We start from the raw sequence: 13940 nt of genomic DNA on the forward strand, positions 1-13940 counted from the left end.
GCCGGTCGGGCTGGAAACTTTCGCGTCTGCGAATGGCTCCTGACCTGTCGCTCAGCAAGAAATCCATCTATACCTGACAGGTACGCCAGTACCTCTTGGACGAAGAGCTGTGGGCGCCTGTCGTTCTCTCCTAGGCGCGTGGCATGACGTTCGTGTCGCAGGTCGCTCCGGCTGCCCGCGCACCCAGGTCAGGAGAAAGGGATTTGATCAGTGCGAAGACCCGGGGCCGGCGCAGGCGTGCCACCTCCCAGCTGCTGCGGCTGGTGTGGCCCTTTGTCGTGGTGGTTCTGCTGCAGTCGTTGCTGGCCGGTGGCAGCCTCTACCTGCTGTCCGCCGTGCGTGGCTACGTGGGCGGTGAGAGCCTGTGGTCGAAAGGCCTGAAGGATGCCATCCATCATCTCGATCTCTACGCGCAGACCCAGTTTCCCGAGCATTTCCAGGCCTACCGCGAGGCGGTAGCCGTGCCGCTGGGCGACCATGCCTTTCGCCTGGCCATGCACCGGGTCCCGCCCGATCTGCCCGCGGCGCGGGCCGGCATCCTACAGGGCAAGAACCACCCGGACGACGTCGAGGCGATGATCTGGCTGTTCCGCCACTTCCAGAACGTCAGCTACCTGCGCCAGGCCATCGAGCAGTGGACCCTGGGCGACCGCTACATCGCCGAGCTGACCGCGCTGGCCGCCGAGGTGCATGCCAGCGTGGCCCGCGGCCAGCCGAGCTCGCGCCAGGTGATCGACTGGCAGGCGCGCATCGAGCTGATCAACAACGGCGCCACGCCGGCGGCCGAGGCCTTCTCCAGCATTCTCGGCGAGGCCTCGCGGGTGGTGCTGCGCCTGCTGATCTGGCTCAACCTGCTCGTCGCCATCCTGCTGATCGGCCTGGTGCTGCTGCGCACGCGCAAGCTGCTGAACCAGCGCCAACGGGCCGACCACGCCCTGGAGCGCGAGAAGCTGCGCGCCCAGGTGACCCTGGCGGCGATCGGCGATGCAGTGATCAGCCTCGACCAGCAGGGCCTGATCGCCTACATGAACCCCACCGCCGAGCAGCTCACCGGCTGCCGGGTCGAGCAGGCCCGCGGCCAGGCCTTCGATGCGCTGTTCTCGATCGTCGACGAGCAGCCCGGCGCCGCCGGCGAGCCGCTGCTGCAGACGCTGCTGGCCGGCAACAGCCGCAGCATCTGCGACCACAGCAAGCTGATCGTGCGCCCGGACGGCAGTGCGGTGGCGGTCAACCTGGTCGGCACGCCGATCCTCAGCGAAGGCCGGGTCAGCGGCGCGGTGATGGTGCTGCACGACATGACCCGCGAACGCCAGTTCGTTGCCAGCCTGTCCTGGCAGGCCAGCCACGATGCGCTGACCGGCCTGGTCAACCGCCGCGAGTTCGAATACCGCCTGGCCCAGCTGCTGGAGCGCCTGCAGCACGAGCAGCGCCGGCATGCGCTGATGTTCCTCGACCTGGACCAGTTCAAGCTGGTCAACGACACCAGCGGCCACGCCGCCGGCGACGAGCTGCTGCGCCAGGTCTGCGGCGAGCTGCAGCACCACCTGCGCGAGGGCGACACCTTGGCCCGCCTGGGCGGCGACGAGTTCGGCATCATCCTGGAAAACTGCCCGGCGGAGGCCAGCGAGCGGATTGCCGAGGCCCTGCGCAAGTCGGTGCAGGACCTGCGCTTCGTCTGGAGCGGGCGGCCCTTCGCGATCAGCATCAGCATCGGTCTGGTGCAGATCAGCGAAGGCCACAGCAGCCTGGAGTCGCTGCTGCGCACCGCCGACATGGCCTGCTACACGGCCAAGGAAAAGGGCCGCAACCGCGTGCATGCCTACCAGCCGGACGACTCCGAGCTGTCCCAGCGGGTCGGCGAGATGAGCTGGGTGCAGCGCATCCACACGGCCCTGCAGGAAGACCGCTTCCGCCTCTATGCCCAGCGCATCCTCGCCCTGGGCGAGGAGCCGGGCGGCGTGCACATGGAGATCCTCCTGCGCCTGGAGGACGAGGATGGCCAGCTCATCGGCCCCGGCAGCTTCATTCCGGCGGCCGAGCGCTACGGCCTGATGCACCGGATCGATCGCTGGGTGCTGCGCAGCACCCTGCAGGCCCTGGCCGAGCAGCTGGCCAGCGGCACCCTGCAGGACAACGCCACCTGCGCCGTCAACCTGTCGGGGGCGAGCATCGGCGACGCCGAGTTCCTCGACTTCATCCGTCAGCAGTTCGCCAGCCAGCCGGTACCGCCGCGGATGATCTGCTTCGAGATCACCGAAACCACGGCGATCACCAACCTGGCCGAGGCCACGCGCTTCATCGGCGAGCTCAAGGGCCTGGGTTGCCGCTTCTCGCTGGATGACTTCTGCGCCGGCATGTCGTCCTTCATGTACCTCAAGCACCTGCCGGTGGACTATCTGAAGATCGACGGCAGCTTCGTCCGCGACCTGCTGGAAGACCCCATCGACCGGGCCATGGTCGAGGTGATCAACCATATCGGTCATGTCATGGGCAAGCTGACCATCGCCGAGTTCGTCGAGTCGGCGGAGATCCTCAAGGCCCTGCGCGAAATCGGCGTCGACTACGCCCAGGGCTACGTGGTCACCCGGCCGCAGCCCTTCGCCGTGCTCGCCGCATCGCTGGCACAGGAGCAGGCGGTGCCGGCCGACTAAGGCGCGGGCACCGCTGGCCGGCCTCTCGCCGCCAGGGTGCCGAGCTGGCGCCGAACGGTCCGCGGGCATGGACGGCATGAGGCGATTTCGCCCCATTCCACCCCCTGCGACAGTAGCGCTGGCAGGCTGGCGTACCGCCTTGTAAACAAATCATTACGCCGGCGGGTGGGGAATAGGCCGTCGGCCGGCTTTTTGGCGGCTGTCAGGAATACTTGCCAGATCGGCCGGCCGGCCGGCCGCACTGCGCGAACCGGGCGGCTTGTTCGCACCCCGGCCGCGGGTTGTCATGGGGCTATCCACAGCGCGCTGCCGTCAGGGCAGGGTGCATGCCTACAACAACAACGAGGAGGCCGGATGAACGCCGTGGCCAAGATCGAGCAGCACAATCCCATTGGTACCGACGGTTTCGAATTCGTCGAATACACCGCCCCGACCGCGGAAGGCATCGAGCAGCTGCGCCAGCTGTTTACCGCCATGGGTTTCACCGAAACCGCCAAGCACCGCTCCAAGCAGGTCTGGCTGTTCCAGCAGAACGACATCAACTTCGTCCTCAACGGCAGCCCCACCGGCCATGTCCGTGAGTTCGGCCTCAAGCACGGGCCCAGCGCCTGCGCCATGGCCTTCCGGGTGAAGAACGCGGCCCAGGCCGCCGCCTATGTCGAGGCCCAGGGCGCCAAGCTGGTCGGCAGCCACGCCAACTTCGGCGAGCTGAACATCCCCTGCGTCGAGGGCATCGGCGGCTCGCTGCTGTATCTGGTCGACCGCTATGGCGACAAGACCATCTACGACGTCGACTTCGAGTACATCGAAGGCCGCACGCCGCAGGACCACGCGGTCGGCCTGCAGGCCATCGACCACCTGACCCACAACGTCAAGCGCGGGCAGATGGACGTCTGGTCCGGCTTCTACGAGCGCATCGCCAACTTCCGCGAGATCCGCTACTTCGACATCGAAGGCAAGCTCACCGGCCTGCTGTCGCGCGCCATGACCGCACCGTGCGGCAAGATTCGCATCCCGATCAACGAGTCGGCCGACGACAAGTCGCAGATCGAGGAATTCATCCGCGAGTACCACGGCGAAGGCATCCAGCACATCGCCCTGTCCACCGACGACATCTACGCCACCGTGCGCCAGCTGCGCGCCAACGGCGTGGAATTTCTCAGCACCCCGGACACCTACTACGCCAAGGTCGACAGCCGCGTCGCCGGCCACGGCGAGCCGACCGAGGTGCTGCGCGAGCTGAATATCCTGATCGACGGCGCGCCAGGCGACGACGGCATCCTGCTGCAGATCTTCACCCACACGGTGATCGGCCCGATCTTCTTCGAGATCATCCAGCGCAAGGGCAACCAGGGCTTCGGCGAGGGCAACTTCAAGGCGCTGTTCGAGTCCATCGAGGAAGACCAGCTGCGCCGTGGCGTGATCTGAGGATGAGCGCCTTGTTCAGACCCCTGTGGTGCGCACGGCGCACCCTACCTGGAGCTTCGCGATGAGCCGTAACTGGATCAGCTTCCCCCTGCGTGAAGGCGAGTGCTCGCGCCAGGCGCACTGCGACTTCCCGCAGGGCACCTACGAGCGCGAGATGGGCCGCGAGGGCTTCTTCGGCCCGGTGACCCAGCTGCACCACAAGCATCCGCCCACCGGCTGGATCGACTGGCAGGGTCCGCTGCGCCCGCACGCCTTCAACTTCAATAAGATTGCCAGCGAGCGCGACTGCCCGCTGGAGGCGCCGCTGACCCTGCACAATGCCGACGTCAAGCTGCGCGTGTGGAAGACCCACGGCGCCATGCGCCACCTGGTGCGCAACAGCGACGGCGACGAGCTGCTGTTCGTGCATGACGGCGCCGGGCACTTCTACTGCGACTTCGGCCACCTGGAATACCGCGACGGCGATTACCTGGTGATCCCGCGCGGCACCGCCTGGCGAATCGAGCCGACGGCGCCGAGCCATTTCCTGCTGATCGAGAACACCGACGGCGCCTATCAACTGCCGGACAAGGGCCTGCTCGGCCCGCAGGCGATCTTCGACCCGGCAGTGCTCGACCATCCGCGCATCGATGCCGCCTTCAAGGCCCAGCAGGACGAAAACCCCTGGCAGATCCGGATCAAGCGGCGCGAGCAGATCACGACCGTGACCTACCCCTACAACCCGCTGGATGTGGTCGGCTGGCACGGCGACAACACCGTGGTGCGCCTCAACTGGCGCGACATCCGCCCGCTGATGAGCCATCGCTACCACCTGCCGCCCTCGGCGCACACCACCTTCGTCGCCAATGGCTTCGTCGTCTGCACCTTCACCCCGCGGCCGATCGAGTCCGATCCGGGCGCGCTGAAGGTGCCGTTCTTCCACAACAACGACGACTACGACGAGGTGCTGTTCTACCACCGCGGCAACTTCTTCAGCCGCGACAACATCGAGGCCGGGATGGTCACCTTCCACCCCTGCGGCTTCCCCCACGGCCCGCACCCCAAGGCGCTGAAGAAGGCCACGGAAGACCCGGCGACCTTCGCCGAGGAAGTGGCGGTGATGATCGACACCCGCCGCGCCCTGGAAGTGGCCGAAGCCGCCGCCGGCGTGGACGTGCCCGAATACGTGAACTCCTGGCGTGCGCCGGGGAAACAAGGCTGAACAAACCGGTAGGAGCCAGCTTGCTGGCGATGCTGTTGACCTGCTGATCGCCAGCAAGCTGGCTCCTACACATTGACGGAAACTGCTTATGAAACTCGCATCACTGAATCAAGGCCGCGACGGTGTACTCGTCGTGGTATCCCGCGACCTGACCCGCGCGGTCAAGGTGCCGCAGATTGCCGCCACCCTGCAGTCCGCCCTGGACGACTGGGCGATCAAGCGCCCGCAGCTGGAGGCGACCTACCAGCGCCTCAACGATGGCCTGGAGGCGGACGCCTTCGCCTTCGACCAGGCCGCCTGCCACAGCCCGCTGCCGCGTGCCTATCACTGGGCCGACGGCAGTGCCTACGTCAACCACGTCGAGCTGGTGCGCAAGGCGCGTGGCGCCGAGATGCCGGAATCCTTCTGGCACGACCCGCTGATGTACCAGGGCGGCGCCGACAGCTTTATCCCGCCACACAGCCCGATCCTGATGGCCGACGAGGCCTGGGGCATCGACCTGGAAGCCGAGATCGCGGTGATCACCGACGACGTGCCGATGGGCGCCAGCGCGGCCGAGGCCGCCGGGCATATCCAGCTGCTGATGCTGGTCAACGACGTGTCGCTGCGCAACCTGATCCCCGGCGAGCTGGCCAAGGGCTTCGGCTTCTACCAGAGCAAGCCGTCGTCGAGCTTCTCGCCGGTGGCGGTGACCCCGGACGAGCTGGGCGACGCCTGGCAGGGCGGCAAGGTGCATCGCCCGCTGGTCTCGCATATCAACGGCGCGCTGTTCGGCCAGCCGGATGCCGGCACCGACATGACCTTCAACTTCCCGACCCTGGTCGCCCATGCCGCCAAGACCCGTCCGCTGGGCAGCGGCAGCATCATCGGCTCGGGCACCGTGTCGAATTACGACCGCAGTGCCGGTTCTTCCTGCCTGGCGGAGCAGCGCATGCTGGAAATCGTCGAGCAGGGCGAAGCCAAGACGCCGTTCCTCAAGTTCGGCGACCGGGTGCGCATCGAGATGTTCGACGCCAGCGGCCACAGCATCTTCGGCGCCATCGACCAGGCGGTGGAGCGCTATGAGCACTGAGCTGACGCTCTACGGCTACTGGCGCTCCAGCGCCGCCTACCGGGTGCGCATCGCCCTCAACCTCAAGGGCCTGGCCTACCAGCAGGTGGCGGTGCACCTGGTCAAGGACGGCGGCCAGCAGCACGCGGCCGACTATCGGGCGCTCAACCCCCAGGGCCTGGTGCCGCTGCTGGTGGACGCCGGCAATGGCGGGGTGCGCATCGGCCAGTCGCTGGCCATCCTCGAATACCTCGACGAGGTGTTCCCGGTACCGGCGCTGCTGCCGGCCGACCCGGCACAGCGCGCCCAGGTGCGCGCCCTGGCCCTGCATATCGCCTGCGACATCCACCCGCTGAACAACCTGCGCGTGCTGCAGTACCTGTCCGGCGAACTGGGCGCCAGCGACGAGGCGAAGAACGCCTGGTACCGCCACTGGGTCGACAGCGGCCTGGCGGCGGTGGAGCAGGGCCTGGCCGTGCTCGGCGGGCGTCTGTCGCTGGGCGAGCGCCCCGGTTACCTGGAAGCCTGCCTGATCCCGCAGCTGTACAACGCGCGGCGCTTCGAGTGTGACCTCAGCGCTTATCCGCGCATCCTCGCTATCGCGGCGCGCTGCGAAACTCTCGATGCCTTCAAACAGGCCGCTCCGGAGGTGCAGCCCGACGCGCAATAAGGAACACCCACCTTGCCTAGCTCCGCCGTGCCACAAGCGCGGCGGGTTCGATCCCCGTCACGATAAAAACAACAGGTGACGCATGACCCGTGAAAAACCGAAGAACCTCTGGCTCTCGCGCTGGGGTTTCATCCTCGCTGCAACCGGCTCCGCCGTGGGCCTGGGCAATATCTGGAAGTTCCCCTACATCACCGGCGAATACGGCGGTGGTGCCTTCGTCCTGATGTACCTGGCCTGCATCCTGGCCATCGGCATCCCGGTGATGATGACCGAGATCGCCCTCGGCCGGCGTGGCCGCGGCAGCCCGATCGACGCCATCGCCCGCGTGGTGCGCGAGAACAACAGCAACCCGCTGTGGAAGAGCGTCGGCCTGATGGCCATGCTCGCCGGCTTCATGATCCTGTGTTTCTACGTGGTGGTGGCCGGCTGGGCCTTCGCCTACACGTGGAAGATGGCCTCCGGGGCCCTGGCCGCGCCCAGCGTGGATGCCCTGGCCCAGGTGTTCGAAACGCACAACGCCAGCCCCTGGCAGCTGGGCGGCTGGAGCGTGCTGGTGGCGCTGCTGACCCTGTGGATCGTCGGCAAGGGCGTGCAGGCCGGAGTGGAGAAGGCCTTCCGCTGGATGATGCCGGGGCTGGCGCTGATGCTGATCGTGCTGGTCGGCTATGCCTGGACCAGCGGCAGCTTTACCCAGGGCTTCGCCTTCCTGTTCACCTTCGATGCCTCGAAGATCACCGGTGAAGCGCTGCTGGCGGCCCTCGGCCATGCCTTCTTCACCCTCAGCCTGGCGTCCGGCGCCATCCTCACCTATGGCTCCTATATTCCGGACGGCCAGTCCATCGCCCGCACCACCTTCATCGTCGCCATCGCCGACACCTGCGTGGCGCTGCTGGCCGGCCTGGCGATCTTCCCGGTGATCTTCGCCAATGGCATGGACCCCAGCGCCGGTCCTGGCCTGATCTTCATGAGCCTGCCGCTGGCTTTCCAGCAGATGCCGTTCGGTACGGTGTTCGGCGTGCTGTTCTTCGCCATGGTCTCGGTCGCCGCGCTGACCTCGGCCATTTCGATGATCGAGGCGCTGGTCGCCTACCTCAACGAGAAGCACGGCATCAGCCGGGTCAAGGCGGCCGCCGGTTCCGGCGCGCTACTGCTGGTGATCAGCCTGCTGGCGATGCTCTCGTTCAACGTCGGCGCCGAGTGGAAGCTGTTCGGCTTCACCCTGTTCGATGGCCTGGACTACCTGACCTCGCGCTGGATGATGCCGCTGGGCGGGATCTGCATGGTGATCCTCGCCGGCTACTGCCTGCGCAGCGAGATCATGCGTGACGAGCTGGGCCTGGCGCCGGCCGGCTATGCCCTGTGGCTGTTCATGGTGCGCTACGTCAGCCCGGTGCTGATTCTCATGGTGTTCCTGCATGCCCTCGGCTGGCTGGGTTTCGACCCGATCGCCCAGTGGTACTGGATCGCCGGCGCGATTGGCGCCCTGGCCCTGCTCGGCGAACTGTTGGCGCCGCGCGTGCGCCATGAGCTGGCGCTGCGCTAAAGCTGTGTGATGGATGAAAACCCCGCTGCGGCGGGGTTTTTGTTGCGCTCTTGCTTCGTGGGAGCGAATTCATTCGCGATGGGGAACGCTCGGTGCCGCCTGCTTTCGCGAATGAATTCGCTCCCACAGAGAGACAGTGTGTCCGGCGGGATGGAGCAGGCAGGGGCGTGTTGAATTGTTCCTTAATCCCACCTGAGGGATATCTCCTCTGCCGCGTGCCGAGGAGGCATGGCCTGTTCGTTGGCCACTATCCATCCAAGCTGCAGCGCAGTTGCGCCCTTTCTTCGTGGGAGCGAATTCATTCGCGATGGGGAGCGCTCGGTGCCGCCTGCTTTCGCGAATAAATTCGCTCCCACAGAAGCGCTGCGCCCTGCGTCTGCGCAACTCGCCGGCCTGATCCCGGGGTGTATACTGCAACCCGCCCAGCATGGCTCAAGGTCAGGCGGGCCGCGGCCTATCGCTCAGAATATCTCTGCTGGATCACGAGTCCGGCGGCTCATTTCGACAGTCAGGTGACCCCATGCCTTGCACTTGCCTTGCCCTCCGTCCGCTGCGGAGCCTTCGCTGATGTCCGAACATCTGCACGCCGGCCCGCTCAAGCGCGGCCTGAAGAATCGTCATATCCAGCTGATCGCCCTCGGCGGCGCCATCGGCACCGGCCTGTTCCTCGGCTCGGCCGGGGTGCTGCAGAGCGCCGGGCCGTCGATGATTCTCGGCTATGCGATCGGCGGTTTCATCGCCTTCCTGATCATGCGCCAGCTCGGCGAGATGATCGTCGAGGAGCCAGTGGCCGGTTCCTTCAGCCACTTCGCCCACAGCTACTGGGGGCCGTTCGCCGGTTTCCTCTCCGGCTGGAACTACTGGGTGCTCTACGTGCTGGTGGGCATGGCCGAGCTCACCGCGGTGGGCAAGTACGTGCAGTACTGGTACCCGGGGATTCCCACCTGGGCCACGGCGGCGGCGTTCTTCGTGCTGATCAACGCGATCAACCTGGTCAACGTCAAGGCCTTCGGCGAGACCGAGTTCTGGTTCGCCATCATCAAGGTGGCGGCGATCATCGGCATGATCGTCCTCGGCTGCTACCTGCTGTTCAGCGGTGCTGGCGGCGAGCAGGCGAGCATCACTAACCTGTGGAGCCACGGCGGCTTCTTCCCCAATGGCGTCAGCGGCCTGGTGATGATGATGGCGATCATCATGTTCAGCTTCGGCGGCCTGGAGTTGGTCGGCATCACCGCCGCCGAAGCGGATCAGCCGAAGACGGTGATCCCCAAGGCGATCAACCAGGTGGTCTACCGCATCCTGATCTTCTACATCGGCGCGCTGACCGTGCTGCTCTCGCTCTACCCCTGGGACAGCCTGGTGCAGACCCTCACCGCCGGCGGCGACGCCTATGGCAGCAGCCCGTTCGTGCAGATCTTCTCGCTGATCGGCAGCGACACCGCCGCGCACATCCTCAACTTCGTGGTGCTCACCGCCGCGCTGTCGGTCTACAACAGCGGCGTGTACTGCAACAGCCGCATGCTCTACGGCCTGGCCGAGCAGGGTGACGCGCCCAAGGCGCTGATGAAGGTCAACAACCGCGGCGTGCCGGTGCTGGCCATCGGTATTTCGGCGGCGGTGACCCTGCTCTGCGTGGTGGTCAACTACCTGGCGCCGAAGGGCGCGCTGGAGTTGCTGATGTCGCTGGTGGTGGCGTCCCTGGTGATCAACTGGGCGATGATCAGCCTGACCCACATCAAGTTCCGCAAGGCCATGCAGGTCAGGGGCGTGGAGCCGAGCTTCAAGGCCTTCTGGTTCCCGCTGAGCAACTTCATCTGCCTGGCCTTCGTGCTGTTCATCCTCGGCGTGATGCTGCTGATTCCGGGCATCCAGGTATCGGTGTATGCGATGCCGGTGTGGGTGCTGTTTATCTGGGTCTGCTACCGGATCAAGCTGGCGGCCGGCGCCGCGCTACCCGGCCGGGGCTGAACGCCACGTCCGTAAAGGACGCCCGGCTCAGGCCGGGTTTTTTCATAGCTATGTACCTGTTACGCGTTGCTACGCCGCGCTGTTGTTTGGCTCAAACGCTCGCGGTGGCTGCTCTGGCTGTTCGTGGGAGCGAATTCATTCGCGATCAGGGCCTACGCCGAGCTGCCTGTTTATCGCGGATAAATCCGCTCCCACTAAAGCTCGATGGCCTGTGCAACACGGAACTGGTACATAGCCTTTTTCATGCTTCAGGGCTTGTGGTTCAGCGCCTCGGCCCAGCTCAGCAACTGCACCGGCTCGCGCTCGTCCCAGATGCGCTGCCAGAGCACCAGCAGGCGCGCCGGCTCGCCCCGGCTGAAGGGCAGGCGTTCGACCTGGGCCAGCGGCTGCCAGCGGCCATCGCGCTGTTCGGCGAAGATGAAACGGAACGGGTGGTAGCCGGTCATGCCCAGGCGCAGGTCGGTGACGATCAGCTGCTCGCCGATCCGGTCGTAGCGCAGCACGCCATGGGTGAACCAGGCCAGCCGCGCATGCTGCGGTGAGTGGCGCAGCGCAGTGCCCAGGGTCGTGCCGCGGGGGATGCGCTCCAGCCGCGGCGGCGCGTTGTCGAGCCAGCCGACCAGGGCTTCGTGGTAGTCCTCGCCGTCCAGCACTATCACCCGCCAGAGCAGGCTGTTGAACGGCGTGGGGGTGCTGAACAGCTGTTCGGCCTGGATGCCGCGCTGGGCCAGGACCTGCTCGACCTTCTGCTCGGCCATGGCCTTGCCGCCCAGGCTGAAGGCCAGGTACAGGCTGGACAGGCCCAGGGCGCAGAGCACCAGCCACTGCGGGCGCTCGCGCAGGCCGCGCAATAGCCCGACCAGCACCGCCACCAGCAGTGGCAGGGTATACAGCGGATCGATGATGAACACCGAGGACCAGGCCACCGGCGGCGTGGCCAGGGGCCACAACAGCTGGGTGCCGTAGCTGGTGAAGGCGTCCAGCAGCGGGTGGGTGATCAGCACCAGCCAGATGGCGAAGAACAGCCGGCGCGTCGAGTAGCTGGGGTCGGGTCGCAGGCGCCTGGCAATCAGGGTGATGAACAGGGCTAGGGCGCTGAGCACCAGCAGCGAGTGGCTGAAGCCGCGGTGGTAGGTCATGTCGGCTACCGCGTCGCCGTAGTCGATCAGTACATCGAGGTCGGGCAGGGTGCCGAGCATGGCGCCGTACAGCAGGGCGCGGCGGCCCTGCCAGCGGCCGAGCAGCGCGCCCTGGACGCTGGCACCGAGTAGCGCCTGGGTGATCGAGTCCATTCTGTTAGTCCCGAGAAAGAAATCACAGGCTTAACTTACCGCCGAGGCGAATGCCTGACAGCGCAGAAATTCCGACTAAAAATTTCAGGGCCCTGTCGATCTTGCCCCACGCGCTTCGACTACTGGCAGGAGCCGCCCAAAGGCGCGGCCTTTATCTGAGGAAAAGGAGAGCAACGATGCGATTCATGGTGATAGTCAAGGCCACCGCCGACTCGGAAGCCGGGGTGATGCCCAGCGAGGAACTGCTGATGGCCATGGGCCGCTACAACGAGGAACTGGTCAAGGCTGGGGTGATGAAGGCCGGCGAGGGCCTGCACCCCAGCAGCCGCGGCGTGCGGGTGAAGTTCTCCGGCGGCCAGCGCAGCGTGGTCGATGGCCCGTTCGCCGAGACCAAGGAGCTGATCGCCGGTTTCTGGCTGTGGGAAGTGGCCTCGCTGCAGGCATGCATCGACTGGGTCAAGCGTTGCCCCAACCCGATGCCCGGTGACTCCGAGATCGAGATCCGGCAGATCTTCGAGGCCGAGGACTTCGGCGCCGAGTTCACCCCCGAGCTGCGCGAGCAGGAAGAGCGCCTGCGTGCGCAGCTCGGCACCGAATAAGGAGCACGTCATGAAGATCCATGCCTATCTGTTTTTCGATGGCCAGTGCGCCGAGGCCATGAGTTTCTACGCCCAGTGCCTGGGCGGCGAGCTGAACCTGATGCGGTTCAGCGACAACCCCGAGGGCGCCGAAGGCGTGCCGGCCGAGCACCGTGAGCGCATCCTGCATGCCTGCCTGATGGTCGGCGAGGAGGTGCTGATGGCCTCCGACAGCCTGCCCGAACAGGGCTGTGGCGGCGCCAGCGAGGCCACGGGGGTCAAGGGCTGCGCGATGTCGCTGCAGGTGAACAGCATCCGCGAGGCCGAGCGCCTGTTCGCCGCGCTGTCCGCCGGCGGCCAGGTGCGGATGCCGTTGCAGCAGACCTTCTGGGCCGCCCGTTTCGGCATGCTGGAGGATCGCTTCGGGGTGGCCTGGATGATCAACTGCGAGGCGGACAAGCCGGCTTGAGTCGGCCGGTCGGCAGGTCTGTCGTGCTGACCCGTCCGGCGGGTCTAGCATGAAGGCTTGCCATCCCGAGGAGCGTCCGCATGATCGCTTTCGATTTCCAGGTGACCTGGGCCGACCTGGACTCCAATGCCCACCTGAAGAACTCCCGCTACCTGGACTACGCCGCCCAGGCGCGCTTCCTGTTCCTGGCCAGCGCCGGCTTTCCCCCGCAGGCCTTCGCCGAAGCCAGGATGGGCCCGGTTGTGTTCGAGGACCGCGTCGAGTACCGCAAGGAGCTGCGCCTGCTGCAGCACTTCAGCGTGCGCATGCAGATCGGCGGCATGAGCGAGGATGGCGCCAAGTTCATCCTGGTCAACGAGGTGCTCAATCCCAAGGGCGAGCTCTGCGCCCGGGTGGTGACCAGCGCCGCCTGGTTCAGCCTGGAGACGCGCAAGGTCACGCCCCCGCCGCCGGCGCTCAAGACGGCCATGGAGCAGATCGAGCGCACCGCGGATTTCCGCGGGCTGTGAGCGGGCGAGGGCACGCCGGGTTATCCTGAGTGCCCCTCAGCTTTCCGGCCGCGCCCCATGCTGGTGATATCCAACAGCGTCCATTTGCCCGACGACGAAGTCGAGCTGACCGCCATCCGTGCCCAGGGCGCCGGCGGGCAGAACGTCAACAAGGTGTCCAGCGCCGTGCACCTGCGCTTCGACAGCCAGGCCTCGTCGCTGCCGCCGTTCTACAAGGAGCGCCTGCTGGAGCTGCGCGACAGCCGCATCACCGCCGAGGGCGTGGTGATCATCAAGGCCCAGCAGTACCGCACCCAGGAACAGAACCGTGCCGACGCCCTGGAACGCCTGGCCGAGCTGATCCGTAGCGCCGGCAAGACCGACAAGGCGCGGCGCCCGACCAAACCGACCCTGGGCTCGAAGAAGCGCCGCCTGGAGGGCAAGAGCAAGCGCGGGGCGATCAAGGCCGGGCGCGGCAAGGTGGATTTCTAGCGCGCACTTCGTCGGCGGCGTGGATAGCCAATTGCTACTGCTGGATTTGCCTGTGTATAAGCGAAGGCATGGCGAATCCGGGCGCATGCTTACCTGAGCAGGTAGGCCG

The 13940-nt window shown here is 66.3% G+C and carries 12 protein-coding genes; 11 read left to right on the forward strand and 1 reads right to left on the reverse strand.

From position 1 onward, the window contains the following. Positions 1 to 203 precede the first annotated feature (203 nt). From F3I16_RS08135 to F3I16_RS08165, 7 genes are all read left to right on the forward strand, one after another. Entirely contained in the window at positions 204 to 2651 is a 2448-nt protein-coding gene (locus F3I16_RS08135; protein ID WP_256670119.1) for an EAL domain-containing protein, read from the forward strand. 354 nt (positions 2652 to 3005) lie between these two features. Continuing rightward, entirely contained in the window at positions 3006 to 4079 is a 1074-nt protein-coding gene (gene hppD / locus F3I16_RS08140) for a 4-hydroxyphenylpyruvate dioxygenase (protein ID WP_160493214.1), read from the forward strand. Positions 4080 to 4140: 61 nt separating this feature from the next. Further along, the gene (locus F3I16_RS08145) at positions 4141 to 5280 is read left to right on the forward strand and encodes a homogentisate 1,2-dioxygenase (protein WP_160493215.1); all 1140 of its coding nucleotides are present in this window, start codon (positions 4141 to 4143) and stop codon (positions 5278 to 5280) included. Positions 5281 to 5368: 88 nt separating this feature from the next. Further along, positions 5369 to 6352, forward strand: a complete 984-nt coding sequence (locus F3I16_RS08150) for a fumarylacetoacetate hydrolase family protein (protein WP_160493216.1) — start codon at positions 5369 to 5371, stop codon at positions 6350 to 6352. Beyond that, positions 6342 to 7001: a maleylacetoacetate isomerase gene (maiA, locus tag F3I16_RS08155; protein ID WP_160493217.1), complete on the forward strand. Its 660-nt coding sequence runs from the start codon at positions 6342 to 6344 to the stop codon at positions 6999 to 7001. The genes F3I16_RS08150 and maiA overlap by 11 nt, the downstream gene beginning before the upstream one ends. A gap of 82 nt (positions 7002 to 7083) precedes the next feature. Next, positions 7084 to 8544, forward strand: coding sequence for a sodium-dependent transporter (locus F3I16_RS08160; protein WP_160493218.1), 1461 nt, complete (start codon positions 7084 to 7086; stop codon positions 8542 to 8544). Positions 8545 to 9108: 564 nt separating this feature from the next. Then, entirely contained in the window at positions 9109 to 10512 is a 1404-nt protein-coding gene (locus tag F3I16_RS08165) for an amino acid permease (protein ID WP_160493407.1), read from the forward strand. A gap of 248 nt (positions 10513 to 10760) precedes the next feature. On the opposite strand, the gene F3I16_RS08170 is transcribed toward F3I16_RS08165, so the two are convergent. Then, positions 10761 to 11804: a metal-dependent hydrolase gene (locus tag F3I16_RS08170; protein ID WP_160493219.1), complete on the reverse strand. Its 1044-nt coding sequence runs from the start codon at positions 11802 to 11804 to the stop codon at positions 10761 to 10763. A gap of 176 nt (positions 11805 to 11980) precedes the next feature. Between F3I16_RS08170 and F3I16_RS08175 the strand changes: the two genes are divergently transcribed. The 4 genes from F3I16_RS08175 to arfB all read left to right on the forward strand — a co-directional run bounded on the left by F3I16_RS08175 (position 11981) and on the right by arfB (position 13831). Next, on the forward strand, positions 11981 to 12403 hold the full coding sequence (locus F3I16_RS08175) for a YciI family protein (RefSeq protein WP_160493220.1): 423 nt from the start codon (positions 11981 to 11983) through the stop codon (positions 12401 to 12403). 10 nt (positions 12404 to 12413) lie between these two features. Continuing rightward, on the forward strand, positions 12414 to 12851 hold the full coding sequence (locus F3I16_RS08180; RefSeq protein WP_160493221.1) for a VOC family protein: 438 nt from the start codon (positions 12414 to 12416) through the stop codon (positions 12849 to 12851). Positions 12852 to 12931: 80 nt separating this feature from the next. After that, positions 12932 to 13360 carry a thioesterase family protein gene (locus tag F3I16_RS08185; RefSeq protein ID WP_160493222.1) on the forward strand — a complete coding sequence of 143 codons (429 nt, stop codon included), beginning with the start codon at positions 12932 to 12934 and terminating at the stop codon, positions 13358 to 13360. A gap of 57 nt (positions 13361 to 13417) precedes the next feature. After that, positions 13418 to 13831, forward strand: coding sequence for an alternative ribosome rescue aminoacyl-tRNA hydrolase ArfB (arfB, locus tag F3I16_RS08190; protein ID WP_160493223.1), 414 nt, complete (start codon positions 13418 to 13420; stop codon positions 13829 to 13831). Positions 13832 to 13940 lie beyond the last annotated feature (109 nt).

The organism is Pseudomonas sp. L-22-4S-12 (assembly GCF_009799935.1).
In the GTDB taxonomy this organism is placed as follows: domain Bacteria; phylum Pseudomonadota; class Gammaproteobacteria; order Pseudomonadales; family Pseudomonadaceae; genus Aquipseudomonas.